Origin of the sequence: Streptomyces sp. SDr-06 (assembly GCF_003324565.1) — a bacterium.
Classification (GTDB): Bacteria; Actinomycetota; Actinomycetes; order Streptomycetales; family Streptomycetaceae; genus Streptomyces.
The window spans coordinates 276,795-296,679 of sequence record NZ_QOLA01000004.1; the positions used below are offsets into that span (position 1 = coordinate 276,795).

15 protein-coding genes are annotated in these 19,885 nt (G+C 72.5%); 10 read left to right on the forward strand and 5 right to left on the reverse strand.

Going from position 1 to position 19,885, the window contains the following annotated elements; translation table 11 throughout:
- The first annotated feature begins 86 nt into the window (after positions 1–86).
- Positions 87–1,385, forward strand: a complete 1,299-nt coding sequence (locus DT019_RS12135) for a citrate synthase (RefSeq protein WP_114036765.1) — start codon at positions 87–89, stop codon at positions 1,383–1,385.
- 433 nt (positions 1,386–1,818) lie between these two features.
- On the opposite strand, the gene DT019_RS12140 is transcribed toward DT019_RS12135, so the two are convergent.
- The 5 genes from DT019_RS12140 to DT019_RS12160 all read right to left on the reverse strand — a co-directional run bounded on the left by DT019_RS12140 (position 1,819) and on the right by DT019_RS12160 (position 7,262).
- Positions 1,819–4,257, reverse strand: coding sequence for a heavy metal translocating P-type ATPase (locus DT019_RS12140; RefSeq protein WP_411292701.1), 2,439 nt, complete (start codon positions 4,255–4,257; stop codon positions 1,819–1,821).
- 84 nt (positions 4,258–4,341) lie between these two features.
- Positions 4,342–4,650 carry a heavy-metal-associated domain-containing protein gene (locus DT019_RS12145; protein WP_114036766.1) on the reverse strand — a complete coding sequence of 103 codons (309 nt, stop codon included), beginning with the start codon at positions 4,648–4,650 and terminating at the stop codon, positions 4,342–4,344.
- A gap of 228 nt (positions 4,651–4,878) precedes the next feature.
- Positions 4,879–5,079, reverse strand: coding sequence for a helix-turn-helix transcriptional regulator (locus tag DT019_RS12150; protein WP_114036767.1), 201 nt, complete (start codon positions 5,077–5,079; stop codon positions 4,879–4,881).
- 271 nt (positions 5,080–5,350) lie between these two features.
- Positions 5,351–6,358 carry a Gfo/Idh/MocA family protein gene (locus tag DT019_RS12155; protein ID WP_114036768.1) on the reverse strand — a complete coding sequence of 336 codons (1,008 nt, stop codon included), beginning with the start codon at positions 6,356–6,358 and terminating at the stop codon, positions 5,351–5,353.
- A gap of 1 nt (position 6,359) precedes the next feature.
- On the reverse strand, positions 6,360–7,262 hold the full coding sequence (locus DT019_RS12160; RefSeq protein WP_114036769.1) for a sugar phosphate isomerase/epimerase family protein: 903 nt from the start codon (positions 7,260–7,262) through the stop codon (positions 6,360–6,362).
- A 262-nt stretch (positions 7,263–7,524) separates the two neighbouring features.
- Here DT019_RS12160 and DT019_RS12165 point away from each other — a divergent pair, with 262 nt between their 5' ends.
- The 9 genes from DT019_RS12165 (at position 7,525) to DT019_RS12205 (ending at position 19,830) form a co-directional block, all read left to right on the forward strand.
- Entirely contained in the window at positions 7,525–8,526 is a 1,002-nt protein-coding gene (locus DT019_RS12165; RefSeq protein ID WP_114036913.1) for a 5-dehydro-2-deoxygluconokinase, read from the forward strand.
- A complete protein-coding gene (locus DT019_RS12170) occupies positions 8,523–9,410 on the forward strand; it encodes a deoxyribose-phosphate aldolase (protein ID WP_114036770.1) in 888 nt (295 codons plus the stop codon). Before DT019_RS12165 ends, DT019_RS12170 begins: the two co-directional genes overlap by 4 nt.
- A gap of 16 nt (positions 9,411–9,426) precedes the next feature.
- Positions 9,427–10,242, forward strand: coding sequence for a 5-deoxy-glucuronate isomerase (gene iolB, locus DT019_RS12175; RefSeq protein WP_114036771.1), 816 nt, complete (start codon positions 9,427–9,429; stop codon positions 10,240–10,242).
- Entirely contained in the window at positions 10,239–12,122 is a 1,884-nt protein-coding gene (gene iolD / locus DT019_RS12180) for a 3D-(3,5/4)-trihydroxycyclohexane-1,2-dione acylhydrolase (decyclizing) (RefSeq protein WP_223279430.1), read from the forward strand. The genes iolB and iolD overlap by 4 nt, the downstream gene beginning before the upstream one ends.
- Positions 12,123–12,136: 14 nt before the next feature.
- The gene (locus DT019_RS12185) at positions 12,137–13,648 is read left to right on the forward strand and encodes a CoA-acylating methylmalonate-semialdehyde dehydrogenase (RefSeq protein ID WP_114036773.1); all 1,512 of its coding nucleotides are present in this window, start codon (positions 12,137–12,139) and stop codon (positions 13,646–13,648) included.
- A gap of 365 nt (positions 13,649–14,013) precedes the next feature.
- Complete coding sequence (locus tag DT019_RS12190; protein ID WP_114036914.1) at positions 14,014–15,411, forward strand: APC family permease; 1,398 nt, start codon at positions 14,014–14,016, stop codon at positions 15,409–15,411.
- Positions 15,412–15,432: 21 nt separating this feature from the next.
- Positions 15,433–16,212 carry a maleylpyruvate isomerase family mycothiol-dependent enzyme gene (locus DT019_RS12195; protein ID WP_114036774.1) on the forward strand — a complete coding sequence of 260 codons (780 nt, stop codon included), beginning with the start codon at positions 15,433–15,435 and terminating at the stop codon, positions 16,210–16,212.
- A gap of 139 nt (positions 16,213–16,351) precedes the next feature.
- A complete protein-coding gene (locus DT019_RS12200; protein WP_223279432.1) occupies positions 16,352–18,964 on the forward strand; it encodes an alpha/beta fold hydrolase in 2,613 nt (870 codons plus the stop codon).
- A complete protein-coding gene (locus DT019_RS12205) occupies positions 18,961–19,830 on the forward strand; it encodes an ABC transporter permease (RefSeq protein ID WP_114036776.1) in 870 nt (289 codons plus the stop codon). Before DT019_RS12200 ends, DT019_RS12205 begins: the two co-directional genes overlap by 4 nt.
- The last annotated feature ends 55 nt before the right edge of the window (positions 19,831–19,885 follow it).

Consider the following 19,885-nt stretch of genomic DNA (forward strand, 5'->3'; position numbering starts at 1 on the left):
CGAGTGCACTCTGCTGAGCCAAATGGGGGATGGTAGAGACAGTCAGGGCACCTCGAAGAAGAGGCACTACGTCGGTGAGGGATGACGTGAGCGAGAACGCGAACAACGCTGTAGTACTGCGGTTCGGCGATGGCGAGTACACCTACCCGGTGATCGACAGCACCGTCGGCGACAAGGGCTTCGACATCGGGAAGCTCCGAGCCCAGACCGGACTGGTCACCCTCGACAGCGGATACGGCAACACGGCCGCCTATAAATCCGCCATTACCTACCTGGACGGTGAGCAGGGCATCCTGCGCTACCGCGGGTACCCGATCGAGCAGCTGGCGGAGCGCTCGACGTTCGTCGAGGTCGCGTACCTGCTGATCAACGGCGAGCTGCCGACCGTCGACCAGCTCGCCAGCTTCAAGAGCGAGATCACCGGGCACACGCTGCTGCACGAGGACGTCAAGCGGTTCTTCGACGGCTTCCCGCGCGACGCCCACCCGATGGCGATGCTGTCGTCCGTGGTCTCGGCGCTGTCCACGTTCTACCAGGACAGCCACAACCCGTTCGACGAGAAGCAGCGCCACCTGTCCACGATCCGGCTGCTCGCCAAGCTGCCGACGATCGCGGCGTACGCGTACAAGAAGTCGATCGGCCACCCCTTCGTCTACCCGCGCAACGACCTCGGCTACGTCGAGAACTTCCTGCGCATGACGTTCTCGGTGCCGGCCCAGGAGTACGAGCTGGACCCGGTCGTCGTCTCGGCGCTCGACAAGCTGCTCATCCTGCACGCGGACCACGAGCAGAACTGCTCGACCTCCACGGTGCGCCTGGTCGGCTCGTCGCAGGCGAACATGTTCGCCTCCATCTCGGCCGGCATCAGCGCCCTCTGGGGCCCCCTGCACGGCGGCGCCAACCAGTCCGTCCTGGAGATGCTGGAAGGCATCCAGGCCAACGGCGGCGACGTGGACTCCTTCATCCGCAAGGTGAAGAACAAGGAGGACGGCGTCCGCCTGATGGGCTTCGGCCACCGGGTGTACAAGTCCTTCGACCCGCGCGCCAAGATCATCAAGGCTGCCGCGCACGATGTCCTCTCGGCCCTCGGCAAGTCCGACGAGCTGCTCGACATCGCGCTGAAGCTGGAAGAGCACGCGCTGAGCGACGACTACTTCGTCTCGCGCAACCTGTACCCGAACGTGGACTTCTACACGGGTCTGATCTACCGCGCGATGGGCTTCCCGACCGAGATGTTCACGGTCCTGTTCGCCCTCGGCCGCCTGCCGGGCTGGATCGCCCAGTGGCACGAGATGATCAAGGAGCCCGGCTCCCGCATCGGCCGCCCGCGCCAGATCTACACGGGCGAGGTCCTGCGCGACTTCGTGCCGGTCGAGGGTCGCTGACCCCGATCGCCCGGGTCCGGGGGCTGCCCCCGGGCCGACCTGGCGGCCCCGGTGAGGTCCTGCGCGACTTCGTACCGGCCGACGCCTGCCGAACTCCCGCCGGAACGCGGGCAGTTCGCGCCCAGTACAGCGGAAAGCGCCCCGCTGCCGATCCCCCCACGGGTCGGCAGACGGGGCGCTTCCCTGTTTCCCGGTGCGGATTCCCCCCACGGGATCCGAGCCGGGCGTCTAGGCGGTCTGCCGGGGTACGTACCTGTCGGGTGGGCCGCTCAAAGCTCCCGACGTACGTGCCCCGGCCAACGCGTTGCCTGGAACGTCCCCCAAGACATTCCATGGACGTCCCCCAAGACATCCGTGGCATCGCCCACTTAGACTCCCGACCCCTCCCGATGGTTACCTCAAAACCTCTGTGATCTAGATCTCTTTGTGGAGGTCAGGTGAAGGAACGCAACCGTAGGCTGTTGGTTACCACGAACACCGAGGAGAACGCCATAGCCGCGCCCGCGATCATGGGGTTCAGCAGGCCGGCGGCGGCCAGTGGCAGCGCGGCCACGTTGTAGCCGAATGCCCAGAAAAGGTTGCCTTTGATGGTGGCCAGGGTGCGCCGCGACAGCCGGATCGCATCAGCGACAACCCGCAGGTCACCGCGGACGAGGGTGAGATCACCGGCCTCGATCGCCGCGTCCGTGCCGGTCCCCATGGCCAGACCCAGATCGGCGACGGCCAGAGCGGCCGCGTCGTTGACGCCGTCCCCCACCATGGCGACGACGCGGCCCTGCTCCTGGAGGCGCCGGACGACGGCGGCCTTGTCCTCGGGCAGGACCTCCGCGTACACGGCGTCCGCGGCGATGCCGACCGCCGCGGCCACGGCCCCGGCGACCGTCCGGTTGTCGCCGGTGAGCAGGACGGGGGTGAGCCCCAGCGCCCGCAGCCGGGCGACGGCCTCGGCGCTGGTCTCCTTCACGGCGTCCGCCACGGCCAGCACGCCCCGCGCCGCCCCGTCCCACGCGACGACGACCGCCGTACGCCCCTCGGCCTCGGCGGCGCTCCGGGCCGCGGCGAGCCCGGGCGGCAGCTCAAGGGCGCTGTCCCGGCCCACATACACGCGGTGGCCCTCGACCACGCCCTCCACGCCCCGGCCGGGCAGCGAGCGGAAATCCTCGGCGGGCGGCAGCACCCCGGCCCGATCCTCGGCTCCGGCCACGATCGCGCGGGCGATCGGATGCTCCGAGGCGTGCTCCAGCGCACCGGCCAGGCGCAGCAGTTGCTTCTCGTCGACCCCCTCGGCGGCGTACGCCTCGTGCAGGCTCATCCGGCCGGTGGTCACCGTGCCCGTCTTGTCGAGGACGACGGTGTCCACCCGGAGGGTCGATTCGAGCACCTCCGGGCCCCTGATCAGGATGCCGAGCTGCGCGCCGCGGCCGGTGCCGACCATCAGGGCGGTCGGGGTGGCCAGGCCGAGCGCGCACGGGCAGGCGATGATCAGTACGGCGACCGCGGCGGTGAAGGCGGCGGTGGCGTCGCCGGTGACCAGGAGCCAGGCCGACAGGGTGACCAGCGCGATCGCGAGGACCACCGGCACGAAGACGCCCGCGACGCGGTCCGCGAGGCGCTGCACCGCGGCCTTGCCGTTCTGGGCGTCCTCCACCATGCGGGCCATGCGGGCCAGCTGGGTGTCCGCGCCGACCCGGGTCGCCTCCACGACGAGGCGGCCGCCCGCGTTCACCGTGGCGCCGGTGACCGCGTCGCCCACGCCCACGTCCACCGGGACGGACTCGCCGGTCAGCATCGAGGCGTCCACCGCCGAGGCGCCCTCCACGACGGTCCCGTCCGTGGCCACCTTCTCGCCGGGCCGCACCACGAACCGGTCACCGGTACGCAACTGGCCCACCGGGACGCGTAGTTCGGCCCCGTCGCGCAGCACGGCGACGTCCTTCGCGCCCAGCTCCATCAGGGCGCGCAGGGCGGCGCCGGACCTGCGTCGGGCGCGGGCCTCCAGATGGCGGCCGAGCAGGATGAACGTGACGACCCCGGCGGCGACTTCGAGGTAGATGGTCCCGGCGCCGTCCCCGCGCCCGGTGGCGAAGGCGAACCCGTGGCGCATGCCGGGCCTGCCCGCCGTGCCGAAGAACAGCGCCCACAGCGACCAGCCGAACGCCGCGAGCGTGCCGGTCGACACGAGGGTGTCCATCGTGGCGGCGCCGTGCCGGAGGTTGGTCCACGCCGCCCGGTGGAAGGGGAGGCCACCCCAGACGACGGCGGGCGCGGCGAGGGTGAGCGAGAGCCACTGCCAGTTGTCGAACTGGAGCGGGGGGATCATCGCCAGCGCGACGACGGGCGCGGAGAGGAGGGCCGTGACGATCAGCCGCGCTCTTGGCGTGGCCGGCCGCGTCGTGCCGGGGTCATCACCCGGGGGCGGCCCGGTGGTGGCCTCCGGGGGCTCTGCCCCCGAATCCCCGCTCGGATTGCTTCCCGGGTGCGGCCCGGTGGCCGTTCCTGGGGCTTCGCCCCCGACCCCCTTCGCGCCTGAAGGGCGCTCGTCCTCAATCTCCCCCAAGGCCTCAAGGGCCAGGGGAGACCTCCCGTGGCGGGCCGGAGCTGCCCGGACCGGCGCCGGGTCCGACGATGCCGACTCCTTTGCGGGGGGTTGCACGGGCTCGGCCGTGTAGCCCGTCTTCACCACCGTCGTGACCAGGTCCGCCACCGCCACCCCGGGTTCGAAGGCGACCCGGGCCTTCTCCGTGGCGTAGTTGACCGTGGCGGAAACCCCCTCCATCCGGTTCAGCTTCTTCTCGACGCGGGCCGCGCACGACGCGCAGGTCATCCCGCCGATGGTGAGTTCGACCTGCTGAGCGGGGTCGGGGGTGCGCACGATCAGCTCCAGAAAGGGGCCGGGCCGCACGGAGCCGGCGGAGGCCGGCCGGGTGCGGCCCGAGGCGGTTCGAGGGGGGCGGGGTCAGGCGCGGCCGACCAGTTCGTAGCCCGCCTCGTCGACGGCGGCGCGGACCGTCTCCTCGTCGAGCGGGGCGACCGAGATCACGGTGACCTCGCCGGTGGCGGCGACGGCCTTCACCGAGCTCACGCCCTCGATCCCGGAGAGCTCGCCGGACACCGCACCCTCGCAGTGGCCGCAGGTCATGCCGGACACCCGGTAGACGGTGGTGACGGCGCCCACCTGGACGTCGGTCGCCTCTCCGCTGTGGCAGCCACCGGCGGGCGAGCAGCAGGAACCGGTCGCGGCGGGGGTCTCGATCTCGGCGGTCATGGCGTTCTCCTCTTCACGGGCGTACGGATCCATGGTGCATCAGAGGGCCACGGGGAAGCCGGGGCACCCTCACACCCACAGACTATACCCCTGGGGGGTATGAAGCGAGCCTGTGTCAGGGTGATAACGACGGGGGTGCCCGCCGAGAACAGGGTGAACGGGTGTTTCCGCCCCTTCGGCGCCGCTACCGGGCGGGCGGCCGGGGCGCGGGCCGCCCGCGTGGCCGGGTCACAGGTCGCGGCGGCCTCTGTTGCCGGGGCGCCGGGCGACCCACGCCCGGATCGTGTCCGCGAACCAGTAGGGCTTGCCGTTCTCCACCAGGTCCGGCGCGGGCAGGAGCCCATGCTTGCGGTAGGAGCGCACGGTGTCCGGCTGCACCCGGATGTGCGCGGCGATTTCTTTGTAGGACCAGAGCCTGCGGTCGGTCATGTGGGGCACCTCCCTGCGTACGTCGCAGCGGCGGCCGGAAGGTCGTCGGGGGAGCTGCGACGCGAACGCTTGGCGATCACTCAGCCTGTGCCCGTTGAACGACGGAGAGTGAGGGCAGGGTGGCTCCTGTCGACCGCCTGTGACGCAAGACCCGCGTAATCGAGACATGTGTGACGGGAGGGAGATCCTTGTAACGCATCGGGCGAACAGGGTGGTTGGGGCGAATGGGTGAAGTGCCCGCCGGCTCCTTGTGCGTGCTGTCCCGCCCGGCCTACTCGTACAGCGCGGGCCGCTCGGGCAGCTCCACTTCGACCCGCTCTCCCGTCCGCTGTGCGCGCACCCCCGCCTCGCAGACCAGCGCCGCCGCACAGGCGTCCCAGGTGCTCGCCCCCTCGGCGCGGCCCCGCCGGACCGCGTCCACCCACGCCTGCACCTCGCGGTCGTATGCCTCGGCGAACCGGACCGTGAAGTCCTGCGGGACGTCCTGCCTCGCCCCGCCCGCCGCCCGCGTCACCAGCCCGCCGCTCTCGCCGATCGAGGCGGTGCCGCGTTCGCACACCGCCTCGCACCGCACCTCGTACCCGAAGCCGCAGTTGACGAAGATCTCGACGTCGACCACCACCCCGCCGGACGTCTCGAAGAGCACCAGCTGGGGATCGCCGAGCCCCTGCGGCGCGTACGAGGACGGGCGCGGGCGCAGCACCTGGACGGCCGTGATCTCCTGGCCGAGCAGCCAGCGGGTGGCGTCCGCCTCGTGCACCACCGAGTCGCGGATCAGCATCTCGGTGGTGAAGAAGGAGGGCGAGGACGCGTTGCGGTGGCGGCAGTGCAGCATCAGGGCCCGGCCCAACGCGCCTTGTTCCAAGGTGCGTTGGAGCTGCTGGTGCTCCCGGTCGAAGCGGCGCATGAAGCCCACCGTGACCAGTCGGCGGCCGAGCCGCTGCTCGGCCTCCAGGATGCGCAGGGTGCCCGCCGGGTCCGGGGTGAGCGGCTTCTCGCACAGGACCGGCAGTCCGCGCGCGAAGGCTTCGAGCAGCGCCGCCTCGTGGGCAGGCCCCGAAGAGGCGATCAGGACGGCGTCCACGCCGGGCGCGGCCATCGCGGCGCCCGGGTCGGTGTGCACGGCGCACCCCTCGATGCCGTGGGCCACGGCATCGGCGCGCTCCGGCTCCAGGTCGGCCACGGCGGCCACGCGGGCGCCGCCGATGACGGAGTCGATGCGGCGCACATGGTCGGCGCCCATATGGCCGGTTCCGATGACGGCGATGCCCAGGGTCATGTCAAGCCCCGCAGGAGCGCAGGAAGGCGCGGGTGCGTTCGGCGATCGGGAGGGGGGCGTCCGGATCGCACGGGTACATGTCCTGCTCGACGATCGCGAAGAGGTCGACGTCCAGGTTCTGGGCGGCGGCCAGGACCGGTTCGAGCGCGGGCACCCCCTTCGGCGGCTCGCACATCACGCCCTGCGCGACGGCGGGCCCGAACGGCGTTCCGGCGGACCGCACGTGGGCCAGCACCTCCGGATCGACCTGCTTGAGGTGGAGGTAGCCGATCCGCTCCCCGTACGTCTCGATCAGCTTGACGCTGTCGCCGCCGCAGTACGCGTAGTGCCCGGTGTCCAGGCACAGCGAGACCAGGTCGGCGTCGGTGGCGTGCAGGAAGCGGGCCACGTTCTCCTCGCTGTCGATGTGGGTGTCCGCGTGCGGGTGCACCACGACCCGCAGGCCGTGGCGGTCCCGCACCTCGCGGGCCAGGCGCTCGGTCTGACCCGCGAGGTCGCGCCACTGCGCGGCGGTCAGGGTGCTGTCCTCCAGGACCTCGCCGCTCTTGTCGTCGCGCCAGAACGACGGGATGACCACGAGGTGCCGGGCGCCCATCGCCTGGGTGAGCGCGGCCACCCGCGACACGTGCGCCCAGGTCCGCTCCCACACCGCCGGGCCGTGGTGCAGCCCCGTGAAGACGGTCCCGGCCGAGACCCGCAGGTCGCGCCGGCCGGTCTCCTCGGCGAGGCGTGCCGGATCGGTGGGCAGATAGCCGTACGGTCCGAGTTCGATCCACCGGTAGCCCGCCCCGGCGACCTCGTCGAGGAAGCGCTGCCAGGGGACTTGGCGAGGGTCGTCGGGGAACCAGACGCCCCAGGAGTCGGGGGCCGAACCGATCCGGATGCGGGTCTTCGCCGTCGTCATGGCAGCCAGCCTTCCGGGGGTGCGCGAGGAGTGTCAAGGCCACGTCCGAATGTAAGGACAAAAGATTGACAGGGGTGGCAGGAGGCGGCTAGACCTGGGGGCACCGGCGATCCGGCGACCCGAGGGGACGTGCATGGACGAGGCTCCGTACTCCACCGAGCACGGCCGCGGGCGTGACCCCGGGGACGCGCGGCCCGGCTCCACCGCGGAGCGCGGCCCCGCTTCCGGTGCTGGGTCCGGCGGACCGTACGACGTGATCACCATGGGGCGGATCGGTGTCGACCTCTATCCCCTCCAGACCGGGGTCCCGCTCGCGCAGGTCACCTCGTTCGGGAAGTTCCTCGGCGGCTCGCCCTCCAACGTGGCGGTCGCCGCGGCCCGGCTCGGCCGCCGCACCGCCGTCGTCACCCGTACCGGGCGCGATCCCTTCGGGGACTATCTCCGTGCGGAGCTGGGGGAGTTCGGGGTGGACGCGCGCTGGGCCACCCCCGTGGACGGGCTGCCCACGCCGGTCACCTTCTGCGAGGTGTTTCCGCCGGACGACTTCCCGCTGTACTTCTACCGGCTGCCCAAGGCGCCCGATCTGGAGCTGCGGGAGGGGGAGTTGGACCTTGAGGCGATCCGGGGGGCGCGGATCTTCTGGGTGACCGGGACGGGGTTGTGCGCGGAGCCCAGCCGCGGGGCGACGCTGGCCGCGCTGCGGGCGCGGAGTTTCCCGGGTGCGGGCCGTGCGCCGGAGGCGCTGCCCCCGGACCCCCGCTCCTCGAACGCCGGAGGAGCTGAATGCGCGGCTCGCTTCACCGTCTTCGACCTCGACTGGCGGCCCATGTTCTGGGGGGATCCCGAGGAGGCTCGGGGCAACTACCGGGAGGCGCTCGGCCTCGCCACCGTCGCCGTCGGCAACCTCGACGAGTGCGAGGTGGCCACCGGGGTGCGGGAGCCGCGGGCCGCCGCCGAGGCGCTGATCGGGGGTGGGGTCGAGCTCGCCGTCGTCAAGCAGGGGCCCAAGGGGGTGCTCGCCGTGCACCGGGACGGCACCGTCGCCGAGGTGGCGCCGGTGCCGGTCGAGGTGGTCAACGGGCTCGGCGCGGGCGACGCGTTCGGCGGGGCGCTCTGTCACGGGCTGCTCGCCGGGTGGGAGCTCGAACGCGTCATGCGGTACGCCAACGCCGCCGGAGCCATCGTCGCCTCCCGGCTCGCGTGCTCCTCCGCCATGCCGTTCCCCGCCGAGGTCGAGCGCGTCCTGGAAGGCGGCCGGGCGTGAGCACCGACTCCGGTCCCGCCGGGCTCGCGCGGATCCGGGCCCGCCACCCCGAGGCCGTCGCCGAGGCCGCCCGGCGCCGGGTGCGCAGACCGCTCCTGCGCGGCGACGGCGGGCGGCTCATGGTGATCGCCGCTGACCACCCGGCCCGGGGCGCGCTCGGCGTCGGCGCCCATGCCCTCGCCATGGCCGACCGGGGCGACCTGCTCGACCGGCTCCGCCTCGCCCTGTCGCGGCCCGGCGTCGACGGGGTGCTCGCCAGCGCCGACATCCTGGAGGACCTGCTGCTGCTCGGCGCCCTCGACGACAAGGTGGTCGTCGGCTCCATGAACCGCGGCGGCCTCGCCGGAGCCGCCTTCGAACTCGACGACCGGTTCACCGGCCACCGCGCGAAGGACCTGGCCCGGCTCGGCTTCGACGCGGGCAAGCTGCTGCTCAGGATCGACTACCAGGACCCGGGCTCGCTCGACACCCTGCACGCCGCGGCCCGTGCCATCGATGAGATGGCCGAACATCAACTCCCGGTATTTGTCGAGCCGTTCATCTGCCGCAGAATTCATGGCCGCGTCCACAACGACCTGTCGGCCGAGGCGGTCATCCGCTCCATCGCCATCGCCTCGGGCCTGGCCGGGACCTCGGCGTACACCTGGCTGAAGGTGCCGGTGACCGAGAACGCCGACGACATGGCCGAGGTCATGGCCACCAGCACGCTGCCCGCCGTGCTGCTCGGCGGGGACATAGGGGACGACCAGGAGGCCGCCTTCGAGAAGTGGCGCGGCGCGCTGCGACTGCCCACCGTGCAGGGCCTGGTCGCCGGGCGCTCGCTGCTCTATCCGGCCGACGGCGACGTGGCGGCGGCCGTCGACACCGCCGTCGGACTGCTGTAGGGGGTAGGACTCGCCCATGGACCACCAAGGACTGCTCGTACGGGCCGGGGAGAGTGCCCGGGACGCGTACGCGCTCGACATCGACCCGGAGCGGGCCGGCTGGGGCTACTCGGCTCTGCGGGTGCTCGACCTGCCGCCCGGCGGTTCGCATCCGCTGGCCGCAGGGGACAGCGAGTGGCTCGTCGTGCCGCTCGGCGGCGGCTGCACGGTACGCACCGAGGGGCTCGACCTCGAACTGCGCGGCCGCGCCGACGTGTTCGAGGGGCCCACCGACTTCGCCTACGTTCCGCGTGACGCGGATGCCCTGATCACCTCCGGCGCGGGAGGCCGCTTCGCCCTGGCAGGAGCGCGGTGCGAGCGACGACTCCCCGCTCGCCGCGGCCCCGCGCCGGAGGTACCCGTCGAGGCGCGGGGATCGGGAACCTGTGCGCGGACGGTGCGCAACTTCGCCGCCGCCGACGCCTTCGCCTGCGACCGGCTGATCGCCGTGGAGGTGATCACCCCCGGCGGCAACTGGTCCTCCTACCCGCCGCACAAGCACGACGAGCACCTCCCGGGCCGCGAGAGCGAGCTGGAGGAGATCTACTACTTCGCGTTCGAGCGCCCGGGCGGCTACGGCTACCAGCGGATCTCGCCGTCGCGCGACGGCGGCGCCGACCTCCTCGCCGAGGTGCGCGACGGCGACGCGGTCCTCGTGCCGGACGGCTGGCACGGACCGTCCATCGCCCAGCCCGGCAACGCCATGTACTACCTGAACGTGATGGCGGGCCCGGGCCGGGAACGGGAGTGGAAGATCTCCTTCCATCCCGGCCATCGGGAGGGATACCAGTGACCGGTACGACGCGTCGACTCACCACCGCCCAGGCGCTGATCGCCTTCCTGGCCCGCCAGTACACCGCCCGCGACGGGGTCAACCACCGCTTGATCGCGGCCACTTGGGGCATCTTCGGGCACGGCAACGTCGCCGGTATCGGTCAGGCGCTCCTCGAATCGGGTCCGGACGCCATGCCCTTCCACCAGGGCCGCAACGAGCAGGCCATGGTGCACGCCGCCGTCGGCTACGCCCGCCAGTCGGGCCGGCTCTCCGCGCACGCCGTCACCACCTCCATCGGGCCGGGCGCGACCAACCTGGTCACGGGCGCGGCGCTGGCCACCGTCAACCACCTGCCGGTGCTCCTGCTGCCCGGCGACACCTTCGCCTCCCGCCCCGCCGACCCGGTGCTCCAGCAGCTCGAAGTCCCGTACGCGGGCGATGTGTCGGTCAACGACTGCCTGCGCCCGGTCTCGCGCCACTTCGACCGGATCGCCCGGCCCGAGGCGCTGATCCCGGCCGCCCTCAACGCGATGAGCGTCCTCGCCGACCCGGCGAACACGGGCGCGGTCACCCTCGCGCTGCCCCAGGACGTCCAGGCCGAGGCGTACGACTGGCCCGAGGAGTTCTTCCGGGAGCGGGTGTGGCAGGTGCGGGCCCCGGCCGTCGACCCGGACGAACTGGACGGCGCGGTGGGGGAGTTGAGGCAGGCGCGGCGGCCGCTGATCGTCGTGGGCGGCGGGGTGCGCCACGCCGGGGCCCAGGACGTGCTCGCCCGGTTCGCCGAGGACACCGGCATCCCGGTCGCGAGCACCCAGGCGGGCAAGGGCGCGCTGGTGCACGACGACCCCCGCGACGTCGGGGGCATCGGCCACACCGGTACGGCCGCCGCCGACGCGCTGGCCCGCACCGCCGACGTGGTGCTCGGCGTCGGCACCCGCTGGACCGACTTCACCACCGCCTCCGCCACGCTCTTCCAGCATCCCGGCGTCCGCTTCGTCAACCTCAACGTCCGGCCCGCCGACGCCCACAAGATGGGCGGGCGCCAGCTGGTCGGCGACGCCCGCACGGGCCTGGCCGCGCTGCACGAGGCGCTGAAGGGGCATCGCGTACCGGCCGGATACGAGGCCGAGTACACCCGGCTCAAGGCGGACTGGGAGCGCCGGGTCACCGCCGCGTACACCCCGGCCTCCGACGGGCTGCGCCCCACCCAGGCCCAAGTCCTCGGCGCGCTCGACACGTTGGTCACCGGGGACGACATCCTGATCAACGCGGCGGGCTCGCTCCCCGGCGACCTGCACCAGCTGTGGCGGACCCGCTCGCACGACCAGTACCACGTCGAATACGGCTACTCCTGCATGGGCTACGAGATCCCCGCCGCCATCGGTGTGGCCCTCGCGGCGCCCGGGCGGCCGGTCTGGGCGCTGGTCGGCGACGGTACGTATCTGATGAACCCGACCGAAATCGTCACCGCGGTGCAGGAGAACATCCCCATCAAGGTGGTGATCCTCCAGAACCATGGGTACGCCTCGATCGGCGGTCTCTCGGACGCGGTGGGGGGTGAGCGGTTCGGCACGGCGTACCGGTTCCGCGCACCGGACGGGACGTACGGCGGCGAGGTGCTGCCGGTCGACCTGGCGGCCAACGCGGCCTCGCTCGGGATGCGGGTGCTTCGCGCCGAAACCGTTCGTGACCTGCGGGAAGCCCTCGCCGAAGCACGCCGGTCCGACGTTCCCACATGTGTCTACGTGGAGACCGAAAGGCCCGACACAGTGTCGGGCCCGCCCCCGGCCCAGGCGTGGTGGGATGTGCCCGTGGCCGAGACCGCGACCCGCACGTCGGCGGTCACGGCCCGCGAGGAGTACGAACGGCACGTCACCGCCCGACGCCGTCATCTGTGAAGGAGCACTTGGACATGACGAAGACCGTCCACCACTGGATCGGTGGCAAGCCCTTCGAAGGGACCGCGGGCACGTCGGGCAGCTTCGGCCCGGTGACCGACCCGGCGACCGGCGCGGTGACCACCCGGGTCGCCTTCGCGTCGGTGGCGGAGGTCGACCAGGCGGTGGCCGCGGCCAAGGCGGCGTACGCGACCTGGGGCACGTCCTCGCTCGCCCAGCGCACCACCGTCCTTTTCAAGTTCCGGGCGCTGCTCGACGCCAACCGGGACACCATCGCCGAGCTGATCACCGCCGAACACGGCAAGGTGCACTCGGACGCGCTCGGCGAGGTCGCCCGCGGCCTGGAGATCGTCGACCTGGCCTGCGGCATCACCACCCAGCTCAAGGGCGAGCTGTCCACGCAGGTCTCCAGCCGGGTGGACGTGGCCTCCATCCGCCAGCCGCTCGGCGTCGTCGCGGGCATCACGCCGTTCAACTTCCCGGCGATGGTGCCGATGTGGATGTTCCCGCTCGCCATCGCGTGCGGCAACACCTTCGTCCTCAAGCCCTCGGAGAAGGACCCCTCGGCGTCGATGAAGATCGCCGAACTGCTCGCGGAGGCCGGTCTGCCCGACGGCGTCTTCAACGTGGTGCACGGTGACAAGGTCGCCGTCGACGCGCTGCTCGCGCACCCCGACGTGGCCGCCGTCTCCTTCGTCGGCTCCACCCCCATCGCCCGGTACATCCACACCACGGCCGCCGCCAACGGCAAGCGGGTGCAGGCGCTCGGTGGCGCCAAGAACCACATGCTGGTCCTGCCGGACGCGGACCTGGACGCGGCGGCCGACGCCGCGGTCTCGGCGGCCTACGGCTCGGCGGGCGAGCGCTGCATGGCGATCTCCGCGGTCGTCGCGGTGGGCTCGATCGGCGACGAGCTGGTGGAGAAGATCCGCGAGCGCGCCGAGAAGATCAAGATCGGCCCCGGCAACGACCCGGCCTCCGAGATGGGCCCGCTGATCACCGCGGCCCACCGCGACAAGGTCGCCTCGTACGTGAAGGGTGCCGCGGCCCAGGGCTCCACCGTCGTCCTGGACGGCACCGGCTACACCGTGCCCGGCTTCGAGGACGGCCACTGGATCGGCCTGTCCCTCCTGGACCACGTGCCGACCTCGTCCGACGCCTACCGCGACGAGATCTTCGGCCCGGTCCTGTGCGTGCTGCGCGCCGAGACGTACGAGGAGGGCCTGGCGCTGATCAACGCCTCGCCCTTCGGCAACGGCACCGCGATCTTCACCCGCGACGGCGGCGCGGCCCGCCGCTTCCAGCTGGAGGTCGAGGCCGGCATGGTCGGCGTGAACGTGCCGATCCCGGTGCCGGTGGGCTACCACTCCTTCGGTGGCTGGAAGGACTCGCTCTTCGGCGACCACCACATCTACGGCAACGACGGCACGCACTTCTACACCCGCGGCAAGGTCGTCACCACCCGCTGGCCGGACCCGTCCGAGGCCCCCGCGGGCGTCGACCTGGGCTTCCCCCGCAACCACTGAGCCGCCCCGCTCCGCGACGGCCGCCGCCCGCCCCCGACCCGGGGAGCGGGCGGCGGCCGTCGTCCGTGGGCCGCGCGGCGGGCCCGAGGTGTCCGTACCGCGGAAAGTTGGGGACGAACTTCGGCGCGGGCGCTGCGGTTCCCGCACCGGGCGATCGTGCTGCCTTGACACGTTCTTAACGCCGGAAACCGGTGTCCAGCCGTGTCGGATCTTCGGATTCCGCAGGTAACCAGCTATTGACCTGCGGTTCTCCGAAGGATTGCATGTCGGCAACCCGGGAGCCGACGAACCACTTCACCACCCCGCCCATGGAGGCGATACCGCTCCCGCGCATCAAAGCCGCCCCAGTCGATCGGAACCGCACGATGACGGAAACGCTCAGCGCCCCCCAGGCGCTCGCCCCCGCGACCGGCCCCACCCCGCACAAGCTCAAGCGGTCCATCGGCGTCGTGGGCGGCACGCTGCTCACGCTGTCCTGCGTGACACCCGCCTCCACTCTGTTCGTCGTCGTGCCCGACCTGTTCGCCACGCTCGGCACCTACACCGCCCTCACCATCGCGATCGGCTCGCTGCTCTGTATCGCCGTCGCCTTCTGCTACTCGGAGCTGGGCACCCTCATCCCGAGCGCGGGCGGCGAGTACGCCATGGTGTCGACGATGGCGGGACGGCTCGCGGGCTGGCTGGTGTTCGTGCTCTCGCTGCTCGTCGTGATGATCGTGCCGCCCGTGATCGCGATGGGCACCGCCGACTACCTCGCGCCGATCGTCCACATACCGGCCCCCGTGGCGGGCGCCGGGGTCATGCTGCTCGCCACCCTGGCCGGCCTGCTGGACCTGCGCGCCAACGCCTGGATCACCGGCATCTTCCTCGTCCTCGAGGTCATCGCGGCCGGACTGGTCGCGGTGCTCGGCTTCGCCCACAGCGAGCGCGGCGCCTCGGCCCTGGTCCACGGCTCGGTCGCGGGCGACGGGGGCGCGCCTTCGACGGTCACCGCGATGATGGTGATCTCCGGCCTGGCCATCGCCCTCTTCATCACCCAGGGCTTCTCCACCGCCGTATACCTGTCGGAGGAGCTGGAGCACCCGCGGCGCAACGTGGCCCGCACCGTGCTCGCCACCCTCGCCATCTCCACCGCCGTGATCCTGGTGCCCGTCGTGGCCATCACGCTCGGCGCACCCGACCTCGCGGCCCTCACCAGCGGCAACCTCAGCGAGATGGTCACCGCCTGGTCGAACTCCGCGGTCGGCACCTTCGTCAGCCTCTGCGTCGCGCTCGCCATCATCAACGCGGGCATCGTCATGGTCATCCAGAACTCCCGCGTCCTGTTCGCCTCAGCCCGCGACAAGGCCTGGCCCGAGCCCGTCAACCGGGGCCTGTCCCGGCTCGGCCGGTTCGGCTCCCCGTGGGTGGCCACCCTCCTCGTCGGCGTCCCCGGCGCGGCCCTGTGCTTCGTCAAGCTCGACACCCTCTACGGCGTCACCGGGGTCTCCGTCACCGGCATGTACCTCTTGGTCGCCGTCGCCGCCCTGCTGTGCCGGCGCGGTTCGCACAAGGACGTCCCGGCCTGGCGGATGCCGCTGTGGCCCGCGGTGCCGGTGCTGCTCATCGCCGTCCTCGCCTACATCCTGACCCAGCAGGAGACCGAGTACCTGCTGTGGACGGGCGGCATCACCGCGGTCGCCACCCTGTACTGGGCGCTGTACCTGCGGCCCCGCCGCGAGACCCGCTGGCTCGTCAGCATCCCTGAGGACGCCCAGGTCTGAGGCCCTGCCTAGGGTGGGCGCATGACTCTTGAGCACGCGAGATACTGCGACGAACTCATCCGCCAGACCGCCGAGTTGAGGTCCCACCTGAGCGGTGCGGACCTCTCGGCGAAGGTGCCGACCTGTCCCGACTGGACCCTGCGCGACCTCGTCGTGCACGTGGGCGGGGCGCACCGCTGGGTCCACCACATCGTGAGCACCCGGTCCCTCGAACCCGTCCCGCCGAAGCGGGTGGACGGGCACGGCGGACCCGCGAGCGACGACGCGGCCGCCCTGGACGCGTGGCTGGCCGAGGGCGCCGAACTCTGCGCCGCGGCGCTGCGGGACGCCGGGGCCGACACGAGGATCTGGTCCTGGGTGGGGGAGACCACCACCGCGTTCTGGTCGCGCCGGATGACCCACGAGACCCTGGTGCACCGCGCGGACGCGGCCGGGGCGGTGGGCGCCGCGTACACGCTGCCCGCCGACGTGGCGGCCGACGCCCTCGACGAATGGCTCGACATCGTCACCTTCTTCATCCAGCGGGTCCGGCCCGACGACGAGGGCACGCTCGGCGAGCCCGGCCGGACCCTGCACCTGCACGCGACGGACGCGCCCGGCGCCGAGTGGCTGATCGAGATCGGCGACAAGGGCTTCACCTGGCGCCGCGCCCACGACAAGGCGACGGTCGCGGTGCGCGGCCCCCTCGCGGACGTCCTGCGCGTCTTCTACCGCCGCCTCCCCACCGACACCCCGGGCATCGAGGTCCTCGGCGAGGCGGCCGTGCTCGACCGCTGGCTGAGCGCCGCGTCCTTCGGCTGACCCCTCGCCCGCGACGGCGCGTACTCCCGCCGCGGTAGGGGACGGCGCGGCCGTACTCCCCGGGCAGAGCAGGGACTTCCACCCAGGGGCAGCTTCGGTTGTCGGTGCGGGCGCATACCGTGGAGGGATGGAGATCAGCATGCGCAGACGCCGATGGCGGGTGGCCGCGGGCGCGGCCGCCCTCGTCGCCCTGGCCGGGGCCGGCGTCTGGAGCGCCGCCGGCGCCTCGGGCGCCCCCGCCGTGCACCGGCAGGACCAGGTGCTCGACCTGCCCGGAGCGAAGATCGACACCTCGTTCTTCACGGCGGGCGCCGCCCGGGACAAGCGGCCCGCCGTGCTGATCGGGCACGGCTTCGGCGGCAGCAAGGCCGAGGTGAGGAGCCAGGCCGAACAGCTCGCGCGCGACGGGTACGCGGTCATGACCTGGTCCGCGCGCGGCTTCGGCGCCTCCACCGGCCAGATCGGGCTCAACGACCCGCAGTTCGAGGTCAAGGACGTCTCGCGGCTCATCGACTGGCTCGCCGAGCGCCCCGAGGTGCGGCTCGACGGGCCGGGTGATCCGCGCGTCGGCGTGACCGGGGTGTCCTACGGCGGCGCGATCTCGCTGCTCGCCGCCGGGTACGACCAGCGGGTCGACGCCATCGCCCCGGAGATGACGTACTGGAACCTGTCGGACGTCTTCTTCCCGCAGGGCGTCTACAAGAAGCTCTGGGCGGGGATCTTCGTCTCCACGGCGGGCGGCTGCCAGAAGTTCGAGCCGCGGGTGTGCGCCATGTACAACCGGGTCGCGACCGCCGGCAAGCCGGACGAGGAGGCCCAGAAACTCCTGGAGTCCAAGAGCCCCTCCGCGGTCGGCGACCGGATCAAGGTGCCCGCGCTGATCATGCAGGGCCAGACCGACTCGCTGTTCCCGCTCGGCCAGGCCGACGCCATGGCGAAGCGGATCGCCGCCAACGGCGCCCCGGTCTCCGTCGACTGGGTCGCGGGCGGCCACGACGGCGGCGACCGCGAGACCGGCCGCACCCAGGCCCGCGTCACCCAGTGGTTCGACCGGTATCTGAAGGGCGACCAGGGTGCCGACACCGGCCCCGCCTTCCGCGTCACCCGCACCGGGGGCCTCAACACCACCGACGGCGCGGCCCAGTTGAGGGGTGCGAGCAGCGAAAGCTACCCCGGCCTGGAGAGCGGGCGGCAGACGATCGCGCTCACCGGCCGCGAGCAGAGCTTCGACAATCCGCCGGGCGGCGCCCCGCCCGCGATCTCGGCGGTGCCCGGCCTCGGCGGCGCGGGCCTGTCGGGCCTGTCCTCGCTCGGCGTCGGCCTCTCCCTCGACTTCCCCGGCCAGTACGCGCGGTTCGACTCGGCGCCCCTGAGCACCGGCGTCCACGTCACCGGCTCACCCACCGTCAAGCTCAAGGTCAGATCGAGCGGCGACGACGCGGTGCTCTTCGGGAAGGTCTACGACGTCGGCCCCGACGGCAAGCAGCAGGTGCTGCCCGCCCAGCTCGTCGCCCCGGTCCGGGTCGACGGCGCGAAGGACGGCAGGACCGTCGAGCTGACGCTGCCCGCCGTCGACCACAACATCGAGGCGGGGCACCGGCTGCGCCTGGTGGTGGCCGCCACCGACCTCGGCTTCGCCTCACCGGCGACGCCCGCCACGTACACCGTGTCGCTGGCGGGCGGCGGGCTGAGCGTCCCCACCGTGCCCGCCGCGCGCACCGCGTCGGCGGGGCTGTCCTGGTGGGTGTGGGGCCTGCCGCTCGCCGGTGCGCTCGTCGGCGCGGCGCTGCTCGTCACCCGCCGCACCCACACCCCGGACCCGGACCCGGAGCTGGCCGAAGTGCCGCTCCAGATCACCGGCTTGACGAAGAAGTACGCCAGGTCCAGCGACCGGTACGCGGTCCGCGAGCTCTCCTTCCGGGTGGAGAAGGGCCAGGTGCTCGGTCTGCTCGGGCCCAACGGCGCGGGCAAGACCACCACCCTGCGCATGCTCATGGGCCTCATCCGGCCCGACGGCGGCGAGATCCGCGTGTTCGGCCACGCCATCCGGCCGGGTTCGCCCGTCCTGTCGCGGGTCGGCGCGTTCGTCGAGGGCGCGGGCTTCCTGCCGCACCTGTCGGGCCGCGAGAACCTGGAGCTGTACTGGGCGGCGACCGGCCGCCCCGCCGGGGACTCCCGCATCGAGGAGGCCCTGGAGATCGCGGGCCTGGGCGACGCCCTGCAACGCGCGGTGCGCACCTACTCGCAGGGCATGCGCCAGCGGCTCGCCATCGCCCAGGCCATGCTCGGCATGCCGGACCTGCTGATCCTCGACGAGCCGACCAACGGGCTCGACCCGCCCCAGATCCGCGAGATGCGGGACGTGATGATCCGGTACGCGGAGGGCGGCCGCACCGTGATCGTCTCCAGCCACCTCCTGTCGGAGGTCGAGCAGTCCTGCACGCACCTGGTCGTGATGGACCGGGGTCGGCTCGTCCAGGCGGGCCCCGTCGCGGAGATCACCGGGGCGAGCGACACGCTGCTCGTCACGACCGCCGAACCGGTCGCCGACGCCGTCGTCGACAAGGTGGCCGCGCTGCCCGGCATCGGCTCGGCGCTGCGCACCGACGAGGGCCTCCTGATCCGCCTCGAAGGGGCGAGCACCACCGCGCTCCTCACCGAACTGCTGCGCCTGGACGTGCCGGTGACGGGCGTCGGCCCGCACCGCCGCCTGGAGGACGCGTTCCTCACCCTCATCGGAGGTTCCGCATGACCACGCTGATGGAGCCGTCGGCGGGCGGGACGGCGCCGGGCTACCGGGCCCGGCGCACCCTGCCGCTGCGTGTCGAGGCCGTACGGCAGCTGAAGCGCCGGCGCACCCTGGTCATGGGGGCGGTGCTCGGGGCGCTGCCCTTCGTGCTGATCGTCGCCTTCGCCATCGGCGGCAGCCCGAGCAGCCGCAACGGCCGCATCACGCTGATGGACACGGCGACGGCCTCCGGCGCCAACTTCGCCGCGACCTGCCTGTTCGTGTCGGCGGGCTTCCTGCTCGTGGTGCCCGTCGCGCTGTTCTGCGGGGACACGGTGGCCTCCGAGGCGAGCTGGTCCTCGCTGCGCTATCTGCTCGCGGCGCCGGTGCCCCGGGCGCGGCTGCTGTGGTCCAAGCTGGCGGTGGCGCTCGCCTTCAGCGCGGCGGCGATCGTGCTGCTGCCCGTGGTGGCCCTCGCGGCGGGCACGGCGGTGTACGGCTGGGGGCCGCTCCAGATCCCGACCGGCGGCTCGCTGGGCTCGGGCGAGGCCCTGCCTCGGCTGGCCGTCGCGGTGGCCTTCGTCTTCGTGTCCCAACTGGTCACCGCGGCGCTCGCGTTCTGGCTCTCCACGAGGACGGACGCGCCGCTCGGCGCGGTCGGCGGCGCCGTGGGCCTGACCATCGTGGGCAACGTCCTGGACGCGGTGACGGCGCTCGGCGACTGGCGGGACTTCCTGCCCGCGCACTGGCAGTTCGCCTGGGCCGACGCGCTCCAGCCGCACCTGGAGTGGAGCGGCATGGTGAAGGGCTCGGCGGTCTCGGTCGCCTACGCGCTGGTGCTGTTCGCGCTGGCCTTCCGCGGGTTCGCCCGCAAGGACATCGTGTCGTAGCGCCCCGAGCCGGGGCGGTACGCGAAGTGGCCGCCTTCGGACCCCCGGACACGGG

Bases quoted from the DNA above. Each gene is read 5' to 3' on its own strand.
- iolB (WP_114036771.1), top strand. From the start codon at position 9,427: ATGGACCACCAAGGACTGCTCGTACGGGCCGGGGAGAGTGCCCGGGAC.
- DT019_RS12160 (WP_114036769.1), bottom strand. From the start codon at position 7,262: ATGACGACGGCGAAGACCCGCATCCGGATCGGTTCGGCCCCCGACTCC.
- DT019_RS12150 (WP_114036767.1), bottom strand. From the start codon at position 5,079: ATGACCGACCGCAGGCTCTGGTCCTACAAAGAAATCGCCGCGCACATC.
- DT019_RS12155 (WP_114036768.1), bottom strand. From the start codon at position 6,358: ATGACCCTGGGCATCGCCGTCATCGGAACCGGCCATATGGGCGCCGAC.
- DT019_RS12205 (WP_114036776.1), top strand. From the start codon at position 18,961: ATGACCACGCTGATGGAGCCGTCGGCGGGCGGGACGGCGCCGGGCTAC.
- DT019_RS12165 (WP_114036913.1), top strand. From the start codon at position 7,525: ATGGGGCGGATCGGTGTCGACCTCTATCCCCTCCAGACCGGGGTCCCG.
- DT019_RS12195 (WP_114036774.1), top strand. From the start codon at position 15,433: ATGACTCTTGAGCACGCGAGATACTGCGACGAACTCATCCGCCAGACC.
- DT019_RS12200 (WP_223279432.1), top strand. From the start codon at position 16,352: ATGCGCAGACGCCGATGGCGGGTGGCCGCGGGCGCGGCCGCCCTCGTC.
- DT019_RS12185 (WP_114036773.1), top strand. From the start codon at position 12,137: ATGACGAAGACCGTCCACCACTGGATCGGTGGCAAGCCCTTCGAAGGG.
- DT019_RS12145 (WP_114036766.1), bottom strand. From the start codon at position 4,650: ATGACCGCCGAGATCGAGACCCCCGCCGCGACCGGTTCCTGCTGCTCG.
- DT019_RS12190 (WP_114036914.1), top strand. From the start codon at position 14,014: ATGACGGAAACGCTCAGCGCCCCCCAGGCGCTCGCCCCCGCGACCGGC.